We start from the raw sequence: 10108 nt of genomic DNA on the forward strand, positions 1-10108 counted from the left end.
AATCCACACCGAACCCGGAAGGCCCTCACCCATTCAAGATCCCTCAACCGAGACCTGGGTCACCCGTCCACAACCTCCCCGGACAGAACACCTAGTCGGCCGGAGGCGGGGCGGTGGGGTCGACGGGGGTGAACGTGCCCAACCGCTGTTCGACGGCGGCGGCCGCCTGGAGGCAGAGGTCCTCCCGGTACATCCCGCCGATGATCTGAACCCCCTGGGGCAGCCCGTCGACGACACCGACGGGCAGCGCCACGGACGGGGCGCCGACGAAGGTGCTCGCCCGGCACAGCCGTACGGCCCCCATGGTGCGGGCGTTGTCCTCGACGCTGCCGTGCATGGCGTCGGGGAAGGGGATCGGTTCGGTCGACACGGGGCCGAGGAGCAGCGGGTATTGCTCGAAGTGTCGGGCCCAGTCCCGCTGGACGCCCTGTCGGGCCGCGGTGAGCTGGAGATAGCCGTCGAGGCCGAGCGCCGGCCGCTCCCGCAGGGTGTGTTCGACGTGGCGTCGGCTGTCCTCGGTGAGCAGCTCCTTCAGTTGCGGCCAGGCGAGGCTGAACTCGGTGAAGATCAGCCCCAGGTAGCCGTCGACGGCATCGTCCAGCCGGGGGACCTCCACCTCGTGGACCTCGTAGCCGGCGTCCTCCAGCGTCGCGGCGGCCGTCTCGACGCCCGCGCGCACGGCCGGATCGACGCCGTGTCCGCCCGGGTCCATGACGACGCCGACGCGGATCGGCCCCGCGGGGCGCGGTCCGTCCAGCGGCACCGGGACCGCGCGCGGGTCCTGCGGGTCGACTCCGGAGAGCGCCTCGTAGACGGCGCGCAGGTCGGCGACGGTGCGCGCGAGCGGCCCGTCCACCGGGAACAGTTGGGAGGAGAGCGTCGGGTCCTGCGGCCCGAGCCGGTGGTCCTGCGGGAACCTGCCGTAGCTGGGCTTGAGCGCGGTCACGCCGTTGAACGCGGCCGGCACGCGCAGCGACCCGCCCGAGTCGTTCCCGAGCCCGAGCGGGGCCATGCCGGTGGCGACCGCCACCCCGTCGCCGCCGCTGGTCCCGCCGGGGGTCCGGGCCGGGTCCCAGGGGTTGCGGGTCGCGCCGTACAGGGTGCTGGTGGTGTGCATGCCGGCGATCGTCATGTCGGGCAGGTTGGTCCGCCCGAGGGGGATCGCCCCGGCGGCGCGCAGCCGCCGTACCGGAGGGGCGTCGGCGGAGGGGACGAGCCCGCGGAACCGGGGCACGCCGAAGGTGGTCGCCGATCCGGCGACATGAATGTTCTCCTTCACCGTGAACGGCACCCCGGCCAACGGGCCGAGGCGCTCGCCGGCGGCGCGGCGCCGGTCGGTCTCCCGGGCGGCCTCGCGGGCGCTGTCGGCGAGGAGGTTGGTGATCGCGTTCACCCGTGGGTTGACCACGGCGACGCGTGCGAGGTGCGCGTTGACGACGTCCAGCGCGCTGACGTCGCCGGCGGCGACGGCCCGGGCCAGTTCCGCCGCGCTCAGCTGCCACAATTCTGTATCCACAGTCGACTATGGATACAGACCTGTATCTGGATACGCAATCGAATATCGGATGGGGTGGAGTTCGGATGACACGGAAGCGCATGACACGGGAGGAGAGCCGGCGGCTGACGCGGGACCGCCTGCTGGAGGCCGCGGCCGAGCTGTTCGCCGAACGCGGCGTCAACGGAACGTCCGTCGAGCAGATCGCCGAGCGCGCCGGCTACAGCCGCGGGGCGTTCTACGGCAACTTCGAGGACAAGGACGAGGTGGTGCTGGAGCTGCTCGACCGGCGCACCCGGAGCGAGCTGCGCGAGGTGCGGGAGCTGGGCCGCGAGGCGGAGTCGTTCGCGGACGTGTTGGAGGGGCTCCGGGCCTGGCACCGGGCCCGCGGCCGGCACGCCGCGGACTGGCTCGCCCTGCGTCTGGAGCTGTTCCTGCACGCGCGTCGCAACCCGGAGCTCCGGCAGCGGCTGGCGGAGCGTGAACTCCTCGCCCGCGGCGCCATCGCGGGCGGCATCGAGCAGGAGCTGGGCCGCCACGGCGCCGCGCCCCCCGCCGACCCCGCCTTCCTCGCGCTCATCGTGCACGCCCTGGAGGACGGTCTGCTGATCCAGCGGCAGCTGTGTCCCGACGAGATCGGTGACGAGGTGGTCGTCGACGCCGTCGAACTCCTCCTCAGATCATGGACCGCCCTGGCGGCGGGCGACGCGCCCGACCGGTCCAGCCGGGAGTGAACCGCTGGACGGCGCACACCCCACCCCGGCCCTCGCGCGCCAGGCGCGCTCGGGGATGATCGGGGTGGAAGGTGATCGAAGGTGAGCATGCGCACGGACAACCGCGGGCCGGTGGCGACCGGAACGACTCGGCGGGAGGCCCACGGCCGACCGAGGCTGTGGACGGTGCGGACGGCCCTGCTCTCCGCGGGTGTCCTCTTCTTCGAAGCGGCGCTGCTGGTGGTCGGCGTGACCTTCCTCGGCCTGGACGACGAGACCCCGATACCGCAGGACGACCCCGGTCTGCTGCTCCTCACGCTCCCCCTCCTGGCCTGCGTCGCCCTCCCCGCCGGGCTACTGATGACGGTGACGGTGGTCCTGCCCTCGCTGGGTCTGGCCCGGCGGCTGGGCGGGCGTCGGTGGGTCGTGCCGGCGGTCGCCGCGGCGGCGACCCTGCCGCTCGCCGTGCTGGTGAAGCTCTGGTGGGCCCTGTCCATGACGCGGGCCCTGGAGTGCTGGTCGCTGCTCGCCGTGTGCGTCGCCGCGGCGGCCGGCGCGGTCGCGCTGTCCCACCGTCACCTCCGTACGGGCCGCACCGCCTCCCTCCTCCGGCGGGGCTACGCGTACGGGAGCCTGGCCGTCCTGGCGGCCTGCGGGCTGGGGCTCGGGGCCCGCTCCCTGGGACTGATCGAGGAGTACCGTCCGCCCACCGTGGCACAGCACGAGCTGGTCGGCGCGTGGACCGACGGCGAGGGCGGCCGGTTGCGCCTCGCCTCCGACGGCACGGCCGTCGCCGACCGCCTCCGGACCGAGGAGGACGACGCCGTGGAGGGCGCCTCCGATGCGCGTCGGTGCACGGGAACCGGCACCTGGACGTTCCAGTCGGCCACCGACCCGTGGGAGCAGTCGGTGCGGCTCTCCATCGACGGCTGCGCCACGGAGTGGAACGTCGGCGGCACGGATCGGCGTCCCGGGCTCAACCACGTCTACGGCGATCCGGACTCGCCGGACTGGTTCCGGCTCCGCCGCTGAACTCCGCCGCTCCATCCGCGAGTCGATCGACGCGCGGACGGAGCGGGCACTCGGCGGCGGCCCGGGCTCCGCCCGTCACCCGGGGCGTCGCCCTCTGGCCGCGCGGCGCGGCGCCGGGGGACGATGGAGCCATGACGAAGGGCGTGTTGTTCGACTTCTCCGGGACCCTGTTCCACATCGAGCCGACACGGGAGTGGCTGCGCGCGGCGGCGGAGGAGGCCGGTCGCGTCCTCACGGAGGAGGAGCTCACGGCCTACGCCGAGCGGTTGGAGGCGGTCGGTGCCCAGCCCGGCGGGGTCCCGCCTCGACGACTGCCCGCCGAACTGGCCGAGCTGTGGCGGGAGCGCGACATGAGCCCCGGCCGACACCGCGCCGTGTACACCGCCCTCGCCCGGAGCGCCGTGCCTCCCGCACCGGCGGCGTCGGCCCGCGTTCCGGATCTGACCGAAGCGCTGTACGAACGGCATCGCCGGCCGGCCGCCTGGCGGCCGTATCCGGACACCGCGAGCACCCTGACGGCCCTGCGCGGGCGCGGCGTCCCGGTCGCCGTCGTCAGCAACATCGGCTGGGATCCGCGCCCGGTCTTCCGGGCCCACAACGTGTACCACCTCGTCGAGTCGTATGTGCTCTCGTACGAGCACGGGGTGAGCAAGCCCGACCCCGCGCTCTTCCAGGCGGCCTGTGACCGGCTCGGGCTGCCGCCGCACGAGGTGTTGATGGTCGGCGACAGCGCGCCGGCGGACGGCGGAGCCGCCGCCCTGGGCTGCGCGGTGCACCTGGTCGACGGCGTCCAGGTGGACCGGCGCCCGGACGCGTTGACGACGGTGCTCGATCTGGTGTGACCCGGCGCGCCGGCCGCGCGGCGCCGGATCGCGCCATGGCGGCCTCGGCCGGGGTCCGGGGCGGGCCGGGTCGGCTCGGTTCGATCCCTATCCGCCGCTCCCCCGCCCGCCCGGCCGCCCGCGTCCCGCGCGCGGCCGGTGGTCGCCCTACCCGGGGGCCGGGGCCTGGCGCGGCCGGTCCGGGTCGTCGCGGTCGACGGATGCCACCCGCACGGGGAGCAGGGCGGGGCGCTTGGCGGTGCGGTCGTCGCCGGAGGAGCGGCCGCGCACCCGTCTGACCAGCCAGGGGCCCAGGAAGGCGGCGGCCCAGCGGAGTTCGGCGACGGCCGCGTGGCGGCCGGTGGGGGCCGGTGACTCCGGCGGAGGCAGCGGGTGCGTCCAGGAGTCGTCGCTGCCGGGCAGGGCCAGGGCGTGCGCGACGGCGGCGGCGATCCGCTGGTGGCCGAGCGGGCTGGCGTGCAGCCGGTCCGGGCTCCACAGGCGGGGGTCGCCGACGACGGGGTGGCGGTCGGTCGCGGCGACGATGACGCCATGGCGCCGCGCGGCCCGGCGGATGCGTTCGTTGAGGGCGGTGACGCGGGAGCCGAGGGGGCGGGCGAGCGGGATCACCTTCCCGAGGTCGGGGAAGGTCACCGTGGCGACGTGGGCCCCCTGGGCGGTGAGCGCGGCGAACATCGCCTCCAGGTGGCCGGCGACGGCATCGGCGTCGAAGCGCGGTCGCAGCAGGTCGTTGACGCCGGCGACCACGGTGGCCAGGTCGGGGCGGAGGGCGAGGGCGGGCGCCAGTTGCTCGACGTGCACCTGACCGGCCGTGCGACCGCGGACGGCGAGGTTGGCGTACCGCAGCTCGGGGTGGTGGATCGCCAGCTCGTCGGCGAGGCGGTCGGCCCATCCCCGCGGCCCGGTCGTGTCGTCGCCGTCGCCGAGGCCCTCCGTCTGGCTGTCGCCGAGCGCGACATAGCGCAGGTACCGCGGGGTGTCAGTGTCGGGCATGGGCCGCCTGCCTCTCCTTCAGGAGCGCGGCCGTGCGCACGCACCAGTCGTGGTTTCCCCGCTCGAAGGCGAGGCCGCGCAGACAGGTCAGGTAGGGGCCGACGCGCTCGCCGTGGCGCAGGAACTCCTCCTCGGTACGGTCGCCCCGCAGGGTGTGCAGCAGCCGGCCGAGGAGCTCGATCTTGGCCTGGGCGAACGCGGCCCGCTCGGTGAGCTGCGCGATCACCGTCTCGGCGGCGACGTGGTCGACGGCCTGGACCTTGACCATCAGGTCGTCGCGGATGAAGGAGGGCTTGGCGGCGCTCGCCGTGAAGCGCTCCAGCTCCTCCAGGCCGGCGCTCGTCACCGTGAAGAGGCGCTTGTTGGGCCGGGTGTCCTGGACGACCTCCCGGCCCGCGATCAGCCCGTCCCGCTCCAGTCGGGTGAGCTCCGCGTAGAGCTGCTGCGGCAGCGCGTGCCAGAAGTTCGCCACGCCGAGATCGAACGCCTTGGCCAGTTGGTACCCGCTCAACTCCTCGTCCAGCAGGGCCGCCAACACGGCATGCCGCAAGGCCATCGGACCGCCTCCTCACTCGCCTTGTGTCCAGCGCCTATGTCCAGCGCCTTGTGTCCAGCGCCTCTGTCCATGGACACCTCCCGCATGATACTCAAGAAAGTGACTAGTCACATTCATGACTATGAGGGGGCCCGACAGGGCGCCCGAAGGAGGATCCCGTGACCACGGCAGACCGCTTTCGCACCGCAGTCCACGACCGCGACCTCGTCGCTCTCCAGGCCCTGTTCACCGAGGACATCCGCCTCTACAGCCCGGTGAGGTTCACCCCCTTCGAGGGCAGGCCCGCGGTGCTGGGCCTCTTCGGCGTCCTGCTGCGCACCTTCGAGGACTTCCGCTACGTCGGACAGCACTCCGGCACCTGCGAGACCGGCGCCGACGGCACGCCGTCCGCGTCGGCGGCCCTCGTCTTCCGAACCGTCGTCGACGGGAAGCAGGTTCACGGGGTGGACCTGCTGCACTTCGACGAGGACGCGAAGATCAAGGAGATCGCGGTGATGGTGCGTCCACAGTCCGCCGTGCGGGCCCTGGGCGAGGCCGTCCTCGCCGGCCTGGTCGCCGACGGCCTCGCCCCGGCGCCGGCACCGGCGGAACGTTAGAGCGAGAGTCGAGTCGAGCGGCCGGGCCCGCGGGCCGACCCGAACAGCCGAAACCCGCCGTCGGGCGGTCATCGCAGATACAAGCCCTGGGCACCGCTCCACACGCAGATGCCAAATGATCTTCTTGCTACGCTGGCAGATGCGGGACGGGCGAAGGCCGTTGCAGGGGTAACGGCTCGGGTAGGTACCCGTCCGTGGCTCAGGGAAGTGGGGGATCTGGCATGCCCGTCGCGGCGACCGGATCAGAGGAGGCCCGGCGCGTCGCCGGACTGGTGGCGGCGCAGGAGAAGGCGATCGCGCTCTTCGCCGAGGTGGAGGCGCGCGGGCTGGTGGCGCCCGGGAGAGGCGAGCGGGAGGTGAGCGATGACATCCGGGACCTGGCCAACGAGATGTTCGGCACGACCAGGCACTGGCACAAGCGGATCATCCGCTCCGGCCCCAACACCCTCCTGCCGTACCGGGAGAACCCACCGGACCGGGTCATCACCGAGGACGACATCGCCTTCGCCGACTTCGGCCCCATCTTCGAGGAGTACGAGGCGGACTTCGGCCGCACCTATGTCCTCGGCGCCGACCCCGACAAGCACCGGCTCCTGCGGGACCTCCCGCGCATCTTCGACGCCGGCCGCGCCGCGTTCGCCGCCGACCCGGACATCACCGGCGGGCAACTGCACGCCGAGGTCGAGCGCCTGGCCGCCGAGGCGGGCTGGAGCCTCGGCATCTGGCACGCCGGGCACCTCGTGGGCGAGTTCCCCCACGAGAGCAACGACGGCGCGAAGGCGGAGTCCTACATCACCCCCGACAACGACACCCCGCTCCGCCGTACCGACCGTGCGGGCCGGATCTGCCACTGGATTCTGGAGCTCCACCTCGTGGACCGGCGGCGCGGCTTCGGCGGCTTCTACGAGCAGTTGCTCGACCTCGCCTGAGACGTCAGGGGGCGGCGCCCGACTCGGGGGCGAACCGGTCGGCCGCCCGCCCCGACCGGAAGGCGCGCTGAGGCCGCGGCCGACCTTTCGGCTTCAGCGGGTGCGTTCCACGCTCCACAGGGGCAGCCGGGCGAAGAAGGCCACGGCCTCCTCGCGCCAGTGCGGCCGCCAGGTGAGGGCTTCGGCGCGGGCGGCCTCGGCGGTGCGGCGCATGTCGGCGCGGAGTGCGGCGTCGACGCCGTGCCGCCGGGCGAGATCGCGGACGCGGTCGACGGTGTCGGGCACGCACCGCGGGTCGCCCAGGGCGGTCTCCACCACGGCCCGCTCCGCACCGGTGGTGGCGGCCAGGATCGCGCGGACGGCATAGCTTCGGCGCCCCGCGCGCAGATCGGCGCCCACGGGCTTCCCGGTGGCCGCCGCGTCGCCGAAGAGGTCGAGGTAGTCGTCGCGCATCTGCCCGCAGATCCCCACCAGGGTCGCGTAGCGGCGCAGCCGTCGATCGTGGCGGACCGGGTCCTCACCGGCGGCCAGCAGGCCCAGTCGCAGCGGGGCGAGAACCGAGTACCGGGTCGACTTGTACTCGGTGACGGTGTGCAGGAGTTCCTCGTCGGGCAGCGGGTGGGCGTCGCGCTCCAGGTCGACGATCTGTCCCGTCACCGCCTCGGCGCCCGCGCTCAGCTGGACGTCCAGCATGGCCTGCCTCACCTCGGCCGGCACCGCGGCCTCCGCCAGTACGCGCAGCGACAGGAAGGCGGCGAGGTCCCCGGCCAGCAGCGCGAGGGCCAGCGCCGTCCGCTCGTCGTCCGGGAACTCCCGACGGTAGGCGTAGTACGTGGAGGGACCGGCGCGGCGGGTGGGCGCGTCATCGATGATGTCGTCGTGGATGAGGCCGTGGGTCTGGAGCAGTTCGAGGCTCAGCGCCGCCTCCTCCAACCCGGGCACCCGGTCCTCGGTCACCAGGCGTGCCGCCTCGTACAGCAGGGCGACGCGCATCCGCTTGCCCCCGCGGAGCGAGAGGTCCCGCAGCAGCTCCAGACAGCGGGGGGTGAAGCGGCTGAGCGGCGGGGTGTCGAGGCGGTCGGCCAGCGCGTCGAAGTACGCCGCGAAGCGGGCGTCGAACCGGCTTCGGTGCCCGGCGGCCCGCTCCAGTGCGGCGGCCGCGATCGTGTCGTTCATGCGGGTAGCCTGCCAGCGGCCGCGTGCCCTCGGGCACGGGGGTCGAGGCCCGGGTCCCTCGGGCACGGGGCCGTGCGGTACGGCGCTCGGATCCGGCACGGCGCCCGGGTGCCCGGCCGGGGCGCGCACGCGTCGGGGTTCAGGAGCGGCCCGCGAGCGGAAGGGCTCCGGCGACGAACTTCGCCGACTTCCCAGAGCCGCTCGCACCGATCATCGGGGGATCGTAGATCACCGTGCGTCCCGCCGAGACGGCGAGGGTTGACCGCCCCTCACATTCCGGACCGGCATCCGCCGCCCAGGCAAAAAGGATCCCTCCCCCTGGTCAGGGGGAGGGATCCTCGATGGAGCGCCGAGCAGGCCTTGCACCTACATCTCTCGTTTGGAGACGAGCATCTTTCCTTAGACGACCGACGCATCAACCACCGCCCCGCAGGGGCGGCGTTGCAAGATCTACTCTACCCCATGTCCGAGGTGCCGGACGCTCAGGCCAGTTCGGCCTGGTCGGCCGCCGCCGTGCCGTGGGCCCAGCCGTCGGCGTCGCGGCACCTGAGGCGGTGGGCGGTGGTGTCGGGGAACATCCGCGCGGCGGCGTCGGCCACCGCCACCTCGCGGGCGGCGAGTACGGGGAGCACGCCGCGCGGCGTGGCGCCGGACTCGTGCACAACCTCCTCGGTGGCCTGCCGGGTGGCGGCGACGAGACGCTCGCGGACGCGGCCCGCGTAGGCGATGAGGAAGGACTCGCGGAAGTGCCGGGTGCGGCGGGAGCGGCCGCGGGCGTGGTGCCGGTCGGCGTCCCGGTTCATCGCGGTCGTCGCCTGCAGGAGCAGCGAGGTGTAGAGGAGTTCGACGAGCTCCAGGTCGGCGTCGAAGCCGACCACCGTGGAGAAGCCCAGCTCGCTCGCCCAGACCGCCTGGCACCGGTTGGCCTCGGCCACGGCGTCGAGCAGCAGCGCCTTGGCCGGTTCGTACGGGGCCTCGACGCCGATCCGGCAGGCGCCGGGCCCCTCCCCGGCGTCCGCGCCGAGGAGCGCCGCGTCGATGCTGTAGCGGGCCATGAGCTCCTGCGCCTTGGCGGACAGGGCCTCGGCCTCCTCCGGGTAGGAGGTGGACTCGGCCTTGGCGAGCAGGGCGCGGACCCGACCGAGCATGCGGGGTTCGGCTCCCGCCCGCGGTGCGGCCCGCCGCGCCAGGGGCGCGATCCGCGGCAGCCGCCCGATCGACCGCAGCGCGGCCAGGGCGCAGCCCGCCGTCTCGAACCGGCTCGCGCGGCGCTCACGGCGGCCGAACGCCTCCAGGTACCCGTCGTCGCCGTCCCACCACACCCGCGCGTCGAGCTCGCGGAGCTGTGCGGTCCAGCGGGTGTCCGTACGGGCGGGGGCCCTCCGCGCCTCCGCGGCGATCATGTCGACGACGAAGCGGGTCCGGTCGGCGACGCCCTCGCGCCGTACGATCCGCGCCAGGTCGGCCGGTTGCCAGCCGCCGTCCCAGCAGCGTCGCACGCGGCGCTCGGCGGCGCCGACCAGGGCGCGGCTCACCGCCTCCCAGCCCGCGGGGGCGGCGGTGAGGGTGGAGGCGCCGGCGTCGAGCGCGTCGTCGAGGCCGGCGTCCGGCGCGGCGGTGACGGCGTGCAGGACGGCCTCCACCGTCTGCGCGGCCTCCGCCGGACGCTCTCCTCCGCGCCCCCGCCGGCGCTGACCTTCCCCGCGCTCGCCCACGTCGCCCTCTCTCCTGCCGTTCCCCGTCGCCGATGCGAGGACCATTGTCCCGCGCCCAGCC

The 10108-nt window shown here is 74.1% G+C and carries 10 protein-coding genes; 5 read left to right on the forward strand and 5 right to left on the reverse strand.

Translation table 11 applies throughout. The features are described 5' to 3' along the window. Positions 1–91: 91 nt before the first annotated feature. Positions 92–1516 carry an amidase gene (locus tag CD790_RS29990; protein WP_144386531.1) on the reverse strand — a complete coding sequence of 475 codons (1425 nt, stop codon included), beginning with the start codon at positions 1514–1516 and terminating at the stop codon, positions 92–94. 65 nt (positions 1517–1581) lie between these two features. On the opposite strand from CD790_RS29990, the gene CD790_RS29995 reads away from it, so the two are divergent. The 3 genes from CD790_RS29995 (at position 1582) to CD790_RS30005 (ending at position 4082) form a co-directional block, all read left to right on the forward strand. Then, positions 1582–2229, forward strand: a complete 648-nt coding sequence (locus CD790_RS29995) for a TetR/AcrR family transcriptional regulator (RefSeq protein ID WP_144386532.1) — start codon at positions 1582–1584, stop codon at positions 2227–2229. A gap of 81 nt (positions 2230–2310) precedes the next feature. Beyond that, the gene (locus tag CD790_RS34965) at positions 2311–3240 is read left to right on the forward strand and encodes a hypothetical protein (protein WP_186319305.1); all 930 of its coding nucleotides are present in this window, start codon (positions 2311–2313) and stop codon (positions 3238–3240) included. Positions 3241–3371: 131 nt separating this feature from the next. After that, positions 3372–4082 (forward strand): HAD family hydrolase, encoded by a 711-nt coding sequence (locus tag CD790_RS30005; protein WP_144386533.1) that lies wholly within the window; start codon positions 3372–3374, stop codon positions 4080–4082. Between the two features lie 147 nt (positions 4083–4229). Here the strand turns inward: CD790_RS30005 and CD790_RS30010 are convergent, their stop codons facing one another. Together CD790_RS30010 and CD790_RS30015 are read right to left on the reverse strand one after the other, a co-directional pair. Then, a complete protein-coding gene (locus CD790_RS30010; RefSeq protein ID WP_144386534.1) occupies positions 4230–5075 on the reverse strand; it encodes an SGNH/GDSL hydrolase family protein in 846 nt (281 codons plus the stop codon). Next, a complete protein-coding gene (locus CD790_RS30015) occupies positions 5062–5631 on the reverse strand; it encodes a PadR family transcriptional regulator (RefSeq protein WP_144386535.1) in 570 nt (189 codons plus the stop codon). Before CD790_RS30015 ends, CD790_RS30010 begins: the two co-directional genes overlap by 14 nt. Before the next feature lie 158 nt (positions 5632–5789). Between CD790_RS30015 and CD790_RS30020 the strand changes: the two genes are divergently transcribed. Both CD790_RS30020 and CD790_RS30025 read left to right on the forward strand, forming a co-directional pair. After that, positions 5790–6227: a nuclear transport factor 2 family protein gene (locus tag CD790_RS30020; RefSeq protein WP_144386536.1), complete on the forward strand. Its 438-nt coding sequence runs from the start codon at positions 5790–5792 to the stop codon at positions 6225–6227. Between the two features lie 221 nt (positions 6228–6448). Further along, positions 6449–7156, forward strand: coding sequence for a M24 family metallopeptidase (locus CD790_RS30025; protein ID WP_144386537.1), 708 nt, complete (start codon positions 6449–6451; stop codon positions 7154–7156). A gap of 93 nt (positions 7157–7249) precedes the next feature. Here the strand turns inward: CD790_RS30025 and CD790_RS30030 are convergent, their stop codons facing one another. Together CD790_RS30030 and CD790_RS30035 are read right to left on the reverse strand one after the other, a co-directional pair. After that, positions 7250–8332 carry a polyprenyl synthetase family protein gene (locus tag CD790_RS30030; RefSeq protein ID WP_144386538.1) on the reverse strand — a complete coding sequence of 361 codons (1083 nt, stop codon included), beginning with the start codon at positions 8330–8332 and terminating at the stop codon, positions 7250–7252. Positions 8333–8814: 482 nt separating this feature from the next. After that, positions 8815–10047 carry a DUF2786 domain-containing protein gene (locus CD790_RS30035; protein ID WP_399218467.1) on the reverse strand — a complete coding sequence of 411 codons (1233 nt, stop codon included), beginning with the start codon at positions 10045–10047 and terminating at the stop codon, positions 8815–8817. Positions 10048–10108 lie beyond the last annotated feature (61 nt).

It is taken from the genome of Streptomyces sp. SAJ15 (genome assembly GCF_007595705.1).
Classification (GTDB): Bacteria; Actinomycetota; Actinomycetes; order Streptomycetales; family Streptomycetaceae; genus Streptomyces.

Coding starts and splice junctions, on each gene's coding strand:
- CD790_RS29995 (WP_144386532.1), top strand. CDS start 1,582: ATGACACGGAAGCGCATGACACGGGAGGAGAGCCGGCGGCTGACGCGG.
- CD790_RS30005 (WP_144386533.1), top strand. CDS start 3,372: ATGACGAAGGGCGTGTTGTTCGACTTCTCCGGGACCCTGTTCCACATC.
- CD790_RS30010 (WP_144386534.1), bottom strand. CDS start 5,075: ATGCCCGACACTGACACCCCGCGGTACCTGCGCTATGTCGCGCTCGGC.
- CD790_RS30015 (WP_144386535.1), bottom strand. CDS start 5,631: ATGGCCTTGCGGCATGCCGTGTTGGCGGCCCTGCTGGACGAGGAGTTG.
- CD790_RS30025 (WP_144386537.1), top strand. CDS start 6,449: ATGCCCGTCGCGGCGACCGGATCAGAGGAGGCCCGGCGCGTCGCCGGA.
- CD790_RS30030 (WP_144386538.1), bottom strand. CDS start 8,332: ATGAACGACACGATCGCGGCCGCCGCACTGGAGCGGGCCGCCGGGCAC.